Consider the following 15,320-nt stretch of genomic DNA (forward strand, 5'->3'; position numbering starts at 1 on the left):
ACCTGATCTCAAGCGAGATCACCGCTCAAGTAGCGCTGCAACGTCGCGCGCGTTCCCTCGCGCCAGAGGCTGTTGAGTGCGGTTCCGAAACGTGACCGGAATTGAGAAACTTCCGCGAGATCGCCGAAGATATCGCACAGATTTAGGAAAGCCACCGGATCATTCTTCGCTGCAAGAGCCGCAGGTGTCAGACGTCCGGCATTGGGATCGTTCAGGTCGAACACGTCGCCCGCATCCGTCATTCCGGCGCAGTAGCGGCACCAGAGCGCCGATTCCAGCGCAAGGCCCGTCACATCCGCTCCGGCCTTCAATCTGTCGCGCGTCGACGGCAGAATGAATTTGGGCTGACGGTTCGAGCCATCCTGCGCCAAGCGGGGGATCGTATCGCCTACATCAGGGTTGGCGAAGCGGCTCGCGATGAGGTGATAGTAATCAGTGAGATCGACACCGGGCACCGGCGGCACATGAGGAATGATCTCATCCGTCTCCAGCTTATCGAGAAAGCCGCGCACGAGCGGATCAGCCATCGCGTCGTGTACGAAGTGAATGCCCAAGAGCCCTGCCGGATACGCTATGGTCGCATGCCCGCCATTGAGAATGCGCAGCTTCATCAACTCGAAAGCCGCCACTTGAGATGTGAAAGTCACGCCCACATCCTCAAGCGCCGGTCGTCCTGTCGGAAAATGATCTTCGAGCACCCATTGCCGGAACGGTTCGCAGAAGACGGGCCAGTTGTCCTGCACGCCAAACCGTTCCTCCAGGATGGACCGCTCCCGATCCGTGGTGGCAGGCGTGATGCGATCAACCATGCTGTTAGGAAACGCCACGGATTCGCGTACATATGCGGCAAGCGCGGGATCGACCAGATCCGCAAGACCTGCGACGGCATCCATCGCGACGCGCCCGTTATGGGGGATGTTATCGCACGACATGATCGTGAAAGGTGCAAGGCCTTGATCGCGCCGCCGCTTCAACGCGGCAAGCAGCACGCCGAATACGCCTCTGGGTGCATCCATGCGAGACGCATCATAGCGAATCTCAGGATGATCGGAATTGAAAGAGCCCGTGGCAGGATCGATGCAATAGCCGCCTTCCGTCACGGTGAGCGACACGATCCTGATCGCCGGATCGTCAAGGGTATCTGCGATGGCTCTGCCATCCTCGTTCACCGGCACGAAACCCACCATCGAGCCCAGGACTCGGGCGTGATTGGCCCCGGGCTCAAGCTCGACCACGGTCGTAAGCCAATCCTGCGGTTCGAGTGCACGCCGCATGGCGACATCGCCCTGCCGTACACCGGCTCCGATGATGGCCCAGTCGTGGTTTTTTCCGGCGTTGAATAGGTCGTCCAGATAAACGGCCTGATGGGCGCGGTGGAAATTTCCGACGCCGATATGGAGAATGCCTGCGCGCAAAGCCTCGCGGGAATAACGCGGCCGGGCCACCGTCTCGGCAAGGGATGGGAGAGTTGCAAGGGAAAGAGAGCGAGCCATCTGACTTGAACCTATCGAGTGAGGGCACCTTGATCCATAGACCTTCTACCACAAGGGCTGAGGCAGAGTCGCCCTATACAGGCCAGCCCATGAAGATCAATTGATCATGAACCCGCCATCGACCGGCATTGCCAGGCCATTGAGCATCGCGGCGCGATCGCTCAACAGGTAGAGGATGACCTCCGCGACATCTTCAGGATCGGCAAAACGCCCAAGAGGTATGCGCGAGAGCATCCTGCCGGACTTTTCAGGGTCGCTCCAGGCCTTCGTCGCCATCGGCGTGAGGGTCACTGTCGGGTTGATGGCGTTCACGCGGATCTGATGGCGTCCGAGCTCGTTGGCCATCACCCGCGTCAGGGCATCGAGCGCGCCCTTCGAGGCACAATAGGCCGCATGATCGGCAAATCCGATGAAGGATGATACCGACGAGACATTCACGATGGAGCCCGGCAGGCCGCGGCTCACACGATCCCGCGCATATTCCTGAGCCACGATCATGGGAGCGCGCGTGTTGACCGCATAGATCCAGTCAAATGTTTCCGTGCTCACATCCAAAAACGGATCGAGCGCGGTCGTTCCTGCGCAATTCACCAGATAATCGACTGGGATAGCGGCGCGCGCTGCCTCGCGCGTGGCTTCCGCATCCGCCAGATCGACGATAATCGAGCGGCACCCGATCTCGCTCTCCAGGCTGTCGAGATCCTCCTTCGTGCGGGTGAGCGCCACCACCTGCGCGCCGCGCTCGGCCAAAAGCTTTGCCGTTGCCCGGCCGATACCCTTGCCAGCCCCCGTTACGAGAACGCTCTTACCTTGAAATTCCATCGGTCTTTCCTCACCAACACGTAAAGCCGCCATCGGCGCTCACAACCGAGCCTGTCATGAGACTTGCCGCATCGGATGCCAGGAAGTGCACCACGGATGCGATCTCATGCGGCTGCCCCAATCGTCCCATGGGCGTGTCGCGAAGCCATGCTTCGACCATCCCGGGCGTCTCATAGGCGTATTTCGTCAGTGGCGTCTCGATATAGGTCGGCGCGACCGCGTTCACGCGCACCCCGCGATCAGCCCACTCGGCTGCGAGCGAGCGCGTGAGATGATGAACGGCTGCCTTCGACGTGTTGTAATAGGTTTGTCGCTGAGGCCGATTGGCGATGAAGCCCGACATGGACCCGACATTGACAATGGCCCCGCGCCCAGTCTGCAGCATATGCCGCCCGAACGCCCGATTGCACCAGAAGACGCCATTGTAATTGACGTCGTTCACATTCAGCCAATGCTCGTCCGTGACCTCTTCCGCAGGTGTTCCTGTGCGGGCAATGCCGGCACTCGCAACAAGAATATCCACCCGCCCGAAGCGGTCCATCAACGCATTGGCCAATTGCGTGACCGCCGTGGGATTGGTCACATCGAGCGGAACAGCCTCGGCCGAGAAGCCTTTGCCCTTCAGGTACGCGCGGCCTTCTTCGGCAACATCCCTGTCGATATCCGCGATGACGACACGTGCTCCGGCTTCGGATAGAGCCTCGCAGCAGGAAAGGCCGATCCCGCGCCCTCCCCCGGTCACAACCGCCACACGATCGTCAAGCCTGAATTTTTCCAGAAACATGCCGGACTCCTCGAACTCGGCAATCTTCAATCCAGCTTCTGCCCGGAGGCCTTGTCAAACAGGTGAGCCTTGCCGGGATCCAGCCGGATGCCCAGACGTTCGCCTGGCTGCAATGCGATGCGCTCCCGGAAGACGCCGACCAGCGGGTTGTTTCCGAGCTTCATGAAAGCTTGCGTCTCCGAGCCCGTCGGCTCGATCACCGACACATGCGCCGCGTGGCCGCCATCGCCCAAGGAAATGTTCTCGGGACGGATGCCATAAACGACCCGCTGTCCGTTCTGGAGCGAGGCCGGTGGGACCGACACTAGAAGCGGGATTCCGTCATCCGTTGTCACTACAGGCCGGCCGTCGATCGCGGAGACCTGCCCTTCGATGAAATTCATGGACGGCGAACCGATGAAGCCTGCCACGAACAGGTTCTTCGGTCGGTCATAGAGTTCCAGCGGAGCGCCGATCTGTTCCACGACGCCGTCATGCATGACCACGATCTTGTCGGCCATGGTCATGGCCTCGATCTGATCGTGCGTCACATAGATGGTGGTCGTCCTCAGCCGCTGATGCAGCTCCTTGATCTCCACACGCATCTGCACGCGCAGCTTGGCGTCGAGGTTGGAAAGCGGTTCGTCGAACAGGAAGACCTGCGGATCGCGCACGATGGCCCGGCCCATGGCGACACGCTGGCGCTGGCCGCCAGAGAGTTGCCGCGGATAGCGCATGAGCAGCTTATCAAGGGCGAGGATGGAGGCCGCATGCTTGACCTTCGCCTCGATCTCCGACGTAGGCCGTTTCTTGAGCTTCAAAGAGAAACTCATGTTGTCATAAACGGTCATATGGGGATAAAGCGCGTAATTCTGAAAGACCATCGCGATATCGCGGTCCTTCGGCGGCTTGTCGTTTACGACTTTCCCACCGATCCGAACATCGCCGGAGGAGATATCCTCAAGCCCGGCGATCATGCGCAGCAGAGTCGATTTTCCACATCCCGATGGCCCCACGAGAATGACGAACTCGCCGTCCTCGATATCGACCGAGACACCGTGAATGACCTCGGCAGTACCATAACGCTTTCTGACATTACTGATGGTGACTGGCGCCATTTGMTTGCCTTTTATTCCTGGTCCTGCATGTCGATTTGGATTTTCACCTCTCCCTTCGGAGCAGAGGCCGCATACTCGAATGCCTCGATGCTTTTGGAGAAAGGATAAGTGCGGGTGATCAGCGGGCTAACATCGATGGAGCCAGAAGCGAGCATGGCGATGCAGCGCGGGAACACATGGGCGTAACGGAACACATGCTCGACGCGCGCTTCCTTGACCTGAGCCTTGGCAACGTCATAGGCGATAGGCTCCAACGGAATGCCGACATAGACCACGCAGCCGCCGGGGCGAAGCGGGTCGAACACATCGGCGGCCGCCCTCTCGTTGCCGGAGCATTCGAAAACGATGTCGGCACCCCATCCGTCCGTTTCAGCGCTCACGACCTCGGTAAGATCGTGGCTTCGTACATTCACGGGGGTGACGGCTCCCAGCGTCTCAGCGAGCGCAAGCTTGTCGTCATCGATGTCGGTCACGAAGACTCTGGCGCAACCTGCTGCAAGAGCCGCTAGCACTGTCACAAGACCGATGGGCCCTGCGCCGATCACCACGGCGGTGTCGCCGGGCTTGACCTGGGCTTTCGTGGCCGCATGGACGCCCACGGCAAGGGGCTCCACCATCGCAGCGGCCTCGAAGGACACGTTATCGGGCAGCTTGAACGTGAAATCCGCCGGATGAACGACACTGGGACGCAGGACACCATGCACGGGAGGCGTGGCCCAGAACCGAACCGCCGGATCGAGATTATAGAGCCCAAGGCGTGTGGCGCGGCTGGCCGGATCGGGGACGCCTGGTTCCATGCAAACCCGGTCTCCCACCTTAAGCTCGCGAACGTCGGAGCCAATTTCGGTGATCACGCCCGCAGCCTCATGGCCGAGAACCATGGGCTCGCGCACCACGAACGGGCCAATGGCGCCGTGGGTATAGTAATGCACATCGCTGCCGCAGACACCCACCACCTTCATCTGGATACGCACGTCGCGCGGGCCGAGTTCCTCCTCGACGACGTGATCACGGAGGGAAAGCCTTCCCTTTTCCTCAAGAACGAGCGCTTTCATCATAGAACCTCCTACCCGCGCGCAACGATGAGCACCCCAAGGATCAGCGACAGGACTGTCGCGACACCGAGAGGGAGAGCAGATTCAACGAAGCGCATCCAGAACAGGTGCAAGGCGACAAAGACGAGAACCGCGATGAAGACCCGATCGAAGGCGTTCGTCTCGATCGGCAGGAAACCGGGGCGCTCCACGACAGGTTGATCTTCCACATCGTCAGCCATCCGTCACTCCTTCACTGCACCGAAGGTGAGGCCTGCCACGATGTGACGCTGTGCAAGGCTGAGCACCACCAGAGCCGGTATGAGAGTCAACATGGCTGTCGCCGCCATCCTTCCCCAATTCGTTCCGGTAACGGTTACGAATTCGGCAAGCCCTGTCGTGATCGTGCGGGCGTTCACGCTAGTCAGCGTCGCCGCGAACAGATACTCGTTCCACGCAAAGACCCAGGTGAGAATGCCGGTGACGGCTAGGCCGGGCTTTGCCAACGGCAGAATGACCTTGGTCAGCACCTGCCAGGTTGTGGCTCCATCCACAAAGGCAGCCTCGTCAAGCTCTTTCGGAATGCCGTCGATCACACTGCGCAACGTCCAGATCGCGAACGGAAGATTGAAGACACAGTAGAGAAGGATCAGGCCGATCCTCGTATCGAACAGCTTGAAGTCTCCTACTACGAAGACTTGCGTATAGAGAAGGAAGAGCGGCAGCAGAAAGACAGCCGGCGGCGCCATGCGGTTTGTGATGGTCCAGAAGAAAACGTTCTCTTTTCCGGGCAGCTTGTATCGGGACAATGCGTAGGTCGCGAGCAAGGCCAAAGATGTTACGAGTAGCGCGTTGGAGGTGGCAATCACGATGGAGTTGATCATGTATCGCTGGAAGGCGGAATCACTCAGAGTGCTCGTATAGTTCTCCGTGAAGAAGTTCGAGATCAGGAAGCTCGGGCTTCCAAAGAGTTGCACACGGCTCTTCGCGGATACCGCGAACATCCAGTAGACAGGAAGAAGCGTGATGAGGCTCGCGATCGTCCAAAACAGGATGGGTCCAAGCGATGCAGACGCTTTTTTGCGAAATTCACGCATCAATCGGCCCTTTTCAGATCACGCCGTGCGACAAGGCCCGCATAGAGCATCCAGCACATGACGATGGTGAGATAGAGTGTGATGAGAGACATGGCAGAACCGTAGCCGTAATCGGTTTTCGGAAAGACGACACGCCAGATGTATAGCCCGACATATCGGGTTGCGGACCCCGGCCCGCCGCCGGTCAACATCCAGACCTCATCGACCGTGCGCAGCGCATCCATCATCCTGATGAACACCGTCGCGAGGATGGCCGGCTTCAGGAGCGGCAGCGTGATGTGCCAGAAGATCTGGAAACGGTTTGCCCCATCGATCTGCGCCTGTTCGAACGGTTCCTTCGGCAGGGATGAGAGGGCCGCAAGCAGCGTCAGGGTAACGAGCGGCGTCCAGTGCCACACATCCATGACGACCGTGGTGAAGAATGCCTGGTCGATGTAGCGGCTGATATTAAAGTCATAGCCGAACCAGCGGTTCAGATAATAGGGCAACGGCCCTAATCCAGGCACCGTCAGCAGGCGCCATGTGGCGCCAACCGCGATGGGCGCGATGACGAGCGGCAGGGTGTGGATGGTCCGGAAGAAGCCCTTGCCCGGGAAATCGCGCATGAAGAGCTGTGCCAGGAAATAGCCCAGCACGATCTCGCTCACCACCGCGAAGAACGCGAATTTCAGCGTCAGCCAGAGAGAGTAGAGAAATTGTTCGTCGAAGACGAGACGCCGGAAATTTTCGCCCCATACGAATTGCATATCCGGGTTGGCGGCAAAGCTGTTCCATTGCATGAACCCAATGACGAGCACATAGAGGAACGGAACGACGCCGAAGACAAACAGAATGACGAGGGTCGGCGCGAGAAAAACCCATCCCACCGAATTCGAACGCATTAGGTGCTCCTGCCAGCCGAGCGTCACCGTTCGGCAGATTCCGGGTTAAATGGCCGCCGTGCCGAAGCACGGCGACCCAGTCAGCCCAAAGGGAGGGCGCATTACTTGCGATAGCCGAGGGTCTTCAACTCCGCATCGGCGGCTGCAGCTGCCTTGTCGAGAGCTTCGTCAGGTTTCAACTCGCCCGTGATCGCCTGATAGATGAAGGGAGCAATCGCCTCACGAACCTGATTGTGGAACGGGAACGGAGGAGCGCCACGGAAGAGCGGGCCCTTTTCGCGCATCAGCGTATAGTATCCGTCGACCTTGGCATCCTGAGCCTTCACCTTCGGATCGTCATAGGTCGCTTTGTGAGTGATGCGGGATCCGGCGAGCGCCCAATCCGCCTGAACGGAATCCTGAGCGATGTATTGCAGCCAGAGAAGCGCGGCGTTCTTGTTCTTCGACGAGTGCGGAATGCCGAAGGCGCCGCCATCGTAATAACCGATATATCCGACACCGGATGTCGCTTGTTCTGTGATGCCGGGCTCGACTGGCGGAAGCGCGACGCCCACCTTTCCGACAACGGTCGACTTCTTGCCGTCCGTCGCGACCCAGGCTGCGTTCTCGCCATAAACGAGGCCCTGCGCAGCGCGCCCTGCGGCGAAGGTTGCGGCAACCTCATCCCAGGTGCTCGACGTCGATTCCGGCGGCGCATAGGCGAGGTTCCCGATCCACCAAGCGAAGGCAGCCTTGGCCTCAGGGCTGTTCATGCGTCCTCCGTTGGCAACGGAAGCACCATAGCTCTTGGTGTCGATACCCCAGTTGTACACGCCGAAGGTGGGAAACACGCTCTCGACCACTTCGTAAACAGCAGCCGGATGACCGGAGGCCGCCTGAACGGTCGTTCCCCACAATTCCTGCCCATTGGCCTTGCCCCATTCGGTGAAGAACTGGGCAATCTGGCGATACTCCTTGTGATCCTTCGCCGGTGCGAGATCGGTGCCGAACTTGGCTTTGTAGGCTTCCTTGATCTTAGGATCCTCGAATAGATCCTTTCGATACAGATAGATCTTGATGAAGGCTTCCATCGGCACGCCGAACAGGTCACCCTTATCGTTCTTGAAATTGTCGACGAAGCTGGTGAATTTCGACACGTCGAAATCGGGCGATTTGAGCTTGGGGTTATCGTTCATGGCCTTCGTGAGATCGACCAGGAAGTTGCGCGCGAGATAGCTGTAGATGATGTCCTGCTCGATATAGACGAAGTCATAGATGCCCGTGTTGGCCTCCATGTCCTTGATCGCCTTGTCGTACATCTGATCCCAGGACGTCGCCTCGAACTCGACCTTGATGCCGGTTGCCTTGGTGAAGGCAGGTCCCAGCACATCCTTGGCATAGTTGGACGGCGGCGTGCTCTCGGAAATGCCCCGGATGGTCGTTCCCTCCAAGCCCTTCGCAGCATCCGACCAGAAATCGGCGAAGGCTGGCGATGTGCTTGCCAGCAAGGCTGCGGTGAGTGTAGAGGCTACCAGACTCTTGAAGTGGTACATTGCGTTTTCCTCCCGAACGTGAACCCAAGCCAATCTGTTGGCGTTGCTTGAGGCCAAAATGTGCCGCGCCTCTGCTTGGAGGCGCGCCGTGTCGTTTTCGCAGGCGCTGGGCGAGCGAGCCCGAACCTTGTCCGAACTTGTTTCCCGAAAGTCGCTTGAACGTCTCGCGGMTTCTTAGGAAAGTTTAGGAAGCGGTTGCGAAGGCTTCCACGCCTCTGCTCATCGGGACCTGTACTTTTTTGTCCGCACCCTCGTTAGATCCGTATCTGGCAGGCACAAAAGAGCGCTCCACGGTGGTCGAATTCGGTGTGGTGCAACGGCGTGCGGTTCTGCGATACGCGGATGGTGTCTGGTCGCAGATCTTCACGAATTGACGGTTGAAGTTCGCGATGTTGTTGAAGCCCACGTCGAAGCAGATTTCTGTCACCGATCTGTCCGTATGGGCGAGCAGCGTGCAGGCCGAATAGACGCGCGTCTGATTGACGAATTTCGCGAAAGTATGACCCGTCTGTTTCTTGAAGAACCGCGAGAAGGCGCTGGGCTCCATGCTGCAAAGCCGGGCGACGGCCGTGAGGTGAATGTCGGAGACATAGTTGTTGTGAATGTAATTGATCGCGCGTTCGGCCTTCTCCGAGGGGCGCGAAGGAATAGTCGCCGCAGGGGCGCGATGAGACAGGATTTTCCGTTCGGCCGGATTCCTTGCCAAGGTTGCCAGAAGTTCCAGAAACAGGATCATGCGCTCGGCGCCCTGCGCACGACCGATCTTGCGAAGAAGGGACGCGCCTTTGAGCGCCGTCTCCCCCGAGAACAGAAGACCGAACGCCGCTTCCGAAAGAAGCAATTGCACCTCTTCGAATTCGGGGAAATTGCTGCAGATGCGGTCCGCGCATTCGGGGCTGAACTGGACCAGCATGTCACGGTCGGGGATGGTGAGACTGCCCGTGTCGCTGAGCCAATTGTGAGGCAGGTTCGGCCCGGTCAGGACGAGGCAATCGGGCTCGAAGGGACCGACATAATCGCCGATCATCATGGTGCCGGACGAGTTCTGAATCAGGTGCAGCTCATACTCGATATGATAGTGCCACTTTGCCAGATGATGGGGATAGTCATGAACGTTCCATCGAAACGACGCCGATGGCGGAAATACGATAACCTCATACGCAGGGACTGATTTACGTTCCATTCTCGCCGCCCTCCATGTGGTGCAGCAGGCCGTTTCCTCAAAGTCCGCTCTTTGGCGGTTATTCTCCGCGCCTTCTTCTGACGAGACTGCGGTTGTGAATTTAAGCCGGATACGCTGGCCGGTCACAGGTTCCTCGATACCTCTAATTCTAGGATAGAGCTTCGTACTGTCGATCCTTGACGGGATGATAACTCGCCTCCGTCACGAACTCGGCGGCGCGATGGCCGAGCATCAGGGCTGCCGCATTCGTGTTGGCCGATGGGATGAATGGTATAGCAGCGCAATCGATCACCCGCAGATTACCAACGCCGCGCACGCGCATACGGCGGTCGAGCACGGCCATCGGGTCGTCATCGGGACCCATGCGGGCGCTGCCGGACGGATGGTAGTTGGTCTTGACGGTGCGCCCGCAATATTCGGCAAGGGCTTCGTCGCTCGCGATCACCGGCCCGGGAAGCAGTTCATCGGCGATCTTGGGACCGATCGGTTTCGTTGCGAGCAGTTGCCGGGCGAACTTGAGCGATGCCAGCGTCAGGCGCAGATCATCGGAATGCCCGAAGAAGTTCGCGTCCACCAGAGGCTTGTCGGCCGGATTCGCACTGCGCAGCTGCACGCTTCCCCGGGCCTGCGGCCGAAGCAGGCATGAGGTCAGCGTGACCCCATAGGTTGGTTTTGCGCTCGACACGTCCCGATCCAGATAGACAATGGGAGCGCAGTACAATTGGATCGTGGGTCGCTCGCCACCGTCCGGATCATAGAAGAGGCAGGATTCTATCCCTGTCGTCGTAACAGGCCCGGTGCCGAACAGCATATACTGCAGACCATTGCGCACCATGCGCCAGCCTTTGTCCTGGCCGAAATACCCGCTCGCCCCTTTGGTGGATGCGATGATCGGCACCTCGTGATGATCCTGCAGATTGGCGCCTACTCCCGGAAGATCGGCCACGACATCAAGGCCATGCTCCTTGAGGTGATCCGCGGGGCCGATGCCGGACAGCATGAGAAGTTTTGGCGTGTTGTAGGAGCCGGCGGCGACCAGAACCTCACGCTCGGCATAGGCACGCAGTGTTTGACCATGGTGGATGTACTCCACGCCGATGGCGCGTCCCTGCTCGATGATGATTTTGCTCACGAGGGCATCGGTCAAGACGGTCAGGCGCGGATCGTCGAGCACCTGGGACAGGAAGGCCGACACTGCATCGCAGCGAACCATTCGCCCATTGTCCCTCCGACCCATCGTGTGCTGCATGATGCCGACGCCCGCCTGGCGTTCGCCGTTGAAATCCGGATTGTAGGGATGCCCCATTCCCTGCGCGGCAAGGATGAAGTCCTGTGTCGTGTCGCACAGGCTGCCCGGGTCGGAGATCAGAAGCTCGCCATCGATGCCGTGATAGGCATTGTTGAATTTGGTATTGTGCTCCATCGCCTTGAAGTGCGGGAGCACATCCGCATAGGACCAACCGGAGCCCGCGCCGATATAGGCATCCCAACCGTCATAATCCTCGCGCTGGCCGCGCATGTAGACCATGGCATTGACGGCGCTGCCGCCGCCCAGAACCTTCGCCTGAGGCACGATCGGTGCGCGTCCTCCCAGGCGTTGTTGCGGCAAGGTCTGGTGCATCTCCAGAAAGTCGTCACGCGCGAGATACTTCATGTAGCCGGCCGGCATCCGCATGATGGATGCTATCCTGGCCGGTCCCCGCTCGATCATCAGCACGCGACAGCCGAAATCGCGAACGAGCCGCGTTGCGGCCACGCAGGCGGACGAGCCGCCGCCTGCAATGATGAAATCGTAGCGCGCCGTTTGACCCGAGGACGTCATGAGGCTCCCACCCTGACCCTCTCCCTGATGAAAGGCTTGGCAGAGAGCCTACGATGGCAAATTCCGGTCGGCTACAACCACAACCGCACCTGACCTGTACTTTTTTGATCGGAACACGAATTTAAAGTATGTGCCGGGGAGCAGAGGGCTGGGGCTTTCTAAGACCTCAAGGGTTGGCACGCAAGCGACCGCGCGCCATCGCGAGATGGATCGCACCCTTACAATCGAGCTGGGCTATTCGCGAGCTGGGCTATTCGGGGCCGCCAATATCGCCCGGCAGGTCCGGATCCTCGCCCATTGCGCCTCGCGGGATAGGACTCTGCGTCAGCTGAGACTCGACATAATTGGGCGTTCGCCCATCTGAACCGGCGGACATGCAGCCAGGGACCAGAGCCATCAAGAGAAACAGGATTGGTAGCTTAACTTGCATCTACTATTCCTTCGCGTGGAGGAAATTTCGACGGAGCGTCGATATGCCAACGCAACAGAAGCCAAGTCAGTACGCACTAAAGCCGCGAATTAAGATCTGTTTCTCGCCCAGATCCATAAACGCCGATTGATATTGCTTAGCTCAAACACATTAGGTCAAGTTTAAATTTCCCTGGAACTGCCCGACGCCACAAAGTGACGTGAAATGGGTGCTTTCAGTGCGGCTCACTACAATAGCAGGGCACGAGCAGCGCTAGGACGTCAGGTTGAATGCCTGCTTGATGCCAAGCACAATTCCGTTCACGGCGACACTGGCGAGAATAAGACCCATGACGCGGCTGATCACGCTCGCCCCTGCGTCCCCGATGATCTTGATGATCCGTGAAGCCATCAGCATGAGAACCAAGGTCACCGTCAGGATCAAAGCCATCTGCACGACGGTTTCGGCCTGCTGCGAAATGCTGAACTTGCTGTTGTCCGTCAATGACACGACGGCGAGCATTGCGCCCGGGCTTGCTATCGATGGGATCGCAAGGGGGTAGATCGACCTGTCGACATCCGAGGCTTCGATGTCCTTCTCCTCGGCCTCGACCTTCGGCTCGCCGAAGATCATTGTCAGGGCGAACAGGAACAGCACGACGCTGCCGGCAATCTGAAAGGCGTCGAGATCGATGTCCATTGCCTGAAGCAATACTTGGCCCGCAACAACGAAGAACAAGAGCACCGCGAAAGCCACAAGAGTTGCTCTGATGGCCGTTCGCCGGGCGGCAGCGACGCTCATACCCGCTGTGACGGCCAGGAATACTGGGAGGGTCCCGATAGGGTCGATGACGACCCACAAGGTGATCAATTCAGTCAGGTATTGGCTCATGCGGCGCGGCCTAGATTCAGGAACAAATTTATGCGCGTTCGACACCAATAGCCAAGCTTCGTTGCGTACCCTCACCCAACTGACCATGCGGGTGAGGGCTGCATCGAACAGTTGGTCAATTGCCGATGGCGACGCCCTCCCGGCGGCTGTCGGCACCTCCGGTCAGACCATTGGGGCCGACCACGATGGCCTGGATGCCGGAGTTCATCTCGATTGCCTTGACCTCATGCCCCTTGGCCTCGAGAGCCGCTTTCCAGGCTTCCGCCTCCGTGCCGGCCTCGATTTCCGTCGGGCCATTGCGGTTGCCGAAATTCGGCAGATCGACAGCCACCTGCGGGTCAAGCTTCCAATCCAGGATACCGACCAACGCTTTGGCCACATAGGGGATGATCTGGCTTCCGCCCGGTGACCCTACGACCGCATAGAGCTTGCCGCTGCCGTCCAGCACGATCGTCGGCGCCATGGAACTGCGTGGACGCTTGCCGGGCTCCACGCGATTGGCAACCGGCTTGTCATCCTCGTTGGGCGCGAAGTTGAAATCGGTCAGCTCGTTGTTCAGAAGGAAACCGCTTCTGGTCATGATGCGGGCGCCGAACCCGTCCTCGATGGTGGTGGTCATCGACACGGCATTGCCGTCGCGGTCGACGACGGAAATATGGCTAGTGCCGAACTCGATGCCATCTGACGGAGCGAAGCGAAACTCAGTCTTCTGGAATGGCGGATCGCCGGCCTTCGCCTTGCCCATGGACTTGTCAGGGCTCACCAGAGCAGCGCGGCTCTTGAGATAGCCAGGATCGACAAGCCCCCGGACCGGAACACTTATGAAGGCTGGATCGCCGAGATAGAGCGCCCGATCCGCGAAGGCGAGACGGCCGGCCTCGGCCATCCAATGGGCGGCATCCGGACCAAGCTTCATGGCCGCCATATCCTGGGTTTCAAGCGTGCTCATGATCTGCTGCACAGCCACTCCTCCGGAACTCGGCGGGCCCATGCCGCAGATACGATAAGTGCGGTAGGAGCCGCAGACCGGCTCCCGCTCCTCGACCTTGTAGGCTTTGAGATCCTCCAGGGTCATGTCGCCAGGGTTGGCGGTGTGGCGTGTGACGGAGGCGACGATGTCGGCTGCAATCTCGCCGGAATAGAAGGCATCCGCACCCTTCTCCGCAACCTCACGCAGGGTTCTGGCAAAGGCCGGGTTCTTCAGAACCGTGCCGACTGGTTTCGGAGTGCCGTCAGCCTGGAAGAAATAAGCGCGGGCGATTGGGTCGTTCTGGAGAAATTTCTCTTGGGTAAGAAGGCCGTTGAGGCGCGGCGAGATCGTAAAGCCCTCATCCGCCAGACGGAGTGCGGGCGCGATAACCTGGGGCCAAGGCAGCTTACCCCATCGCTTGTGAGCAGTCTCCAGCAGACGCAGCGTGCCGGGAACGCCAACGGAACGCCCGCCCACGACGGCATCATAGAATTTCATCGGCTTGCCGTCAGTCCCCAGAAACCGCTCCGGCTTCGCCGCAGCCGGTGCCGTTTCGCGTCCGTCCAGGGTGATGAGATTGGTCTTGTCCCAGTAGAGCAGGAATGCGCCACCGCCGATGCCTGAACTCTGCGGTTCCACGAGGTTGAGAACGAGTTGCACCGCGACTGCGGCATCGACTGCACTTCCTCCGGCGCCGAGGATTTCCCGACCCGCCTGGGCGGCCAATGGATTGGCCGCTGCGACCATATCAAGGGCGGATGCACCTGCCTGCTTAGCGGTGCGCCCTGTCGAAGCCTCGGGCGCAGGAGTCGCTGTCTGGGCCTGAACACCAAATGCTAGAGGGAGGCTCAAGGCGAAGAGGCTCGCACCGAGAATACTCCGCCAGGAAGAGGAAGTAGGATTGGTCATAGTGTGGTCCTTATGAGGAATGCACCAAGCATGAGGAGCATAACAGCAGGATCAGGGCACAGGGAACAGGCCCTAGCCTTAAGCTGATCCGTGTCGCGCAGAAGCACGGTCGCCAAGCAAATGGAATGCACTTGATACCAAGGAAAGAAGCAGGGACAATTCGGCCGGGCCAYGGCTCACAAGAACACAGGTAGCAGGGAAACGCCCGTGACTTCGACCATTTACGATACGAACCTCGATAAGAACCCGGCGAATTACCAGCCTCTGACGCCCCTGACCTTCTTGGAGCGTGCGGCCAGCGTCCATCCCGACCGGACAGCCATCATCCATGGCACCTTAAGGCGCAGCTATCGTGATTTTTATGCCCGTTCCAGACGGCTCGCCTCGGCGCTGACC

Annotated in this window: 13 protein-coding genes and 1 pseudogene; 1 reads left to right on the plus strand and 13 read right to left on the minus strand. The window is 59.3% G+C overall.

Going from position 1 to position 15,320, the window contains the following annotated elements; all coding sequences use genetic code 11:
* Window positions 1-8: 8 nt before the first annotated feature.
* From ACXJKO_RS09450 to ggt, 13 genes are all read right to left on the minus strand, one after another.
* Window positions 9-1,493 (minus strand): mannitol dehydrogenase family protein, encoded by a 1,485-nt coding sequence (locus tag ACXJKO_RS09450; protein WP_457090831.1) that lies wholly within the window; start codon window positions 1,491-1,493, stop codon window positions 9-11.
* Between the two features lie 96 nt (window positions 1,494-1,589).
* Window positions 1,590-2,315 carry an SDR family oxidoreductase gene (locus ACXJKO_RS09455; protein ID WP_457090832.1) on the minus strand — a complete coding sequence of 242 codons (726 nt, stop codon included), beginning with the start codon at window positions 2,313-2,315 and terminating at the stop codon, window positions 1,590-1,592.
* Between the two features lie 10 nt (window positions 2,316-2,325).
* Window positions 2,326-3,099, minus strand: a complete 774-nt coding sequence (locus tag ACXJKO_RS09460) for an SDR family NAD(P)-dependent oxidoreductase (RefSeq protein WP_457090833.1) — start codon at window positions 3,097-3,099, stop codon at window positions 2,326-2,328.
* Window positions 3,100-3,125: 26 nt separating this feature from the next.
* Window positions 3,126-4,196: an ABC transporter ATP-binding protein gene (locus ACXJKO_RS09465; protein WP_457090834.1), complete on the minus strand. Its 1,071-nt coding sequence runs from the start codon at window positions 4,194-4,196 to the stop codon at window positions 3,126-3,128.
* 11 nt (window positions 4,197-4,207) lie between these two features.
* On the minus strand, window positions 4,208-5,251 hold the full coding sequence (locus ACXJKO_RS09470; RefSeq protein ID WP_457090835.1) for an NAD(P)-dependent alcohol dehydrogenase: 1,044 nt from the start codon (window positions 5,249-5,251) through the stop codon (window positions 4,208-4,210).
* A gap of 11 nt (window positions 5,252-5,262) precedes the next feature.
* Window positions 5,263-5,472, minus strand: a complete 210-nt coding sequence (locus ACXJKO_RS09475; protein WP_457090836.1) for a DUF2160 family membrane protein — start codon at window positions 5,470-5,472, stop codon at window positions 5,263-5,265.
* A gap of 3 nt (window positions 5,473-5,475) precedes the next feature.
* A complete protein-coding gene (locus tag ACXJKO_RS09480; protein WP_457090837.1) occupies window positions 5,476-6,327 on the minus strand; it encodes a carbohydrate ABC transporter permease in 852 nt (283 codons plus the stop codon).
* Window positions 6,327-7,208 (minus strand): carbohydrate ABC transporter permease, encoded by an 882-nt coding sequence (locus tag ACXJKO_RS09485; protein ID WP_457090838.1) that lies wholly within the window; start codon window positions 7,206-7,208, stop codon window positions 6,327-6,329. Before ACXJKO_RS09485 ends, ACXJKO_RS09480 begins: the two co-directional genes overlap by 1 nt.
* Before the next feature lie 101 nt (window positions 7,209-7,309).
* Window positions 7,310-8,740, minus strand: a complete 1,431-nt coding sequence (locus ACXJKO_RS09490; RefSeq protein ID WP_457090839.1) for an ABC transporter substrate-binding protein — start codon at window positions 8,738-8,740, stop codon at window positions 7,310-7,312.
* Between the two features lie 184 nt (window positions 8,741-8,924).
* Window positions 8,925-9,923: an AraC family transcriptional regulator gene (locus ACXJKO_RS09495; RefSeq protein ID WP_457090840.1), complete on the minus strand. Its 999-nt coding sequence runs from the start codon at window positions 9,921-9,923 to the stop codon at window positions 8,925-8,927.
* Window positions 9,924-10,071: 148 nt separating this feature from the next.
* Window positions 10,072-11,745, minus strand: a complete 1,674-nt coding sequence (locus ACXJKO_RS09500) for a GMC family oxidoreductase (RefSeq protein ID WP_457090841.1) — start codon at window positions 11,743-11,745, stop codon at window positions 10,072-10,074.
* Between the two features lie 682 nt (window positions 11,746-12,427).
* A complete protein-coding gene (locus ACXJKO_RS09505; protein WP_457090842.1) occupies window positions 12,428-13,045 on the minus strand; it encodes a MarC family protein in 618 nt (205 codons plus the stop codon).
* A 115-nt stretch (window positions 13,046-13,160) separates the two neighbouring features.
* The gene (gene ggt, locus ACXJKO_RS09510) at window positions 13,161-14,924 is read right to left on the minus strand and encodes a gamma-glutamyltransferase (protein ID WP_457090843.1); all 1,764 of its coding nucleotides are present in this window, start codon (window positions 14,922-14,924) and stop codon (window positions 13,161-13,163) included.
* A gap of 207 nt (window positions 14,925-15,131) precedes the next feature.
* Here ggt and ACXJKO_RS09515 point away from each other — a divergent pair.
* Window positions 15,132-15,320 (plus strand): annotated as a pseudogene (locus ACXJKO_RS09515) (acyl-CoA synthetase); the annotation flags it as partial.

The organism is Microvirga sp. P5_D2 (assembly GCF_054049475.1).